Annotated in this window: 1 pseudogene; it reads right to left on the bottom strand. The window is 56.1% G+C overall.

Going from position 1 to position 330, the window contains the following annotated elements:
* Positions 1-330, bottom strand: a pseudogene (locus tag AC0QKW_RS00705) (photosystem II q(b) protein); the annotation flags it as partial.

Raw genomic sequence — 330 nt, 5'->3', positions numbered from 1 at the left:
ACGCCATGGTGCTGATGCCCAGCGCGGTGAACCAGATGCCAATCACAGGCCACGCACCCAAGAAGAAGTGCAGGCTGCGGCTGTTGTTGAAGCTGGCGTATTGGAAGATCAGACGACCGAAGTAGCCGTGGGCTGCCACGATGTTGTAGGTCTCTTCTTCTTGGCCAAACTTGTAGCCGTAGTTCTGAGACTCGGTCTCGGTGGTCTCACGCACCAGAGAAGAAGTCACCAAGGAACCGTGCATGGCGGAGAACAAGGAACCACCGAACACACCAGCAACGCCCAACATGTGGAAGGGGTGCATCAGAATGTTGTGCTCAGCCTGGAACA

This window comes from Pseudanabaena sp. PCC 9330 (genome assembly GCF_055795045.1).
The sequence above is the reverse complement of the archived record's forward strand: the minus strand, read 5'-3'. Positions and strand labels throughout refer to the sequence as shown.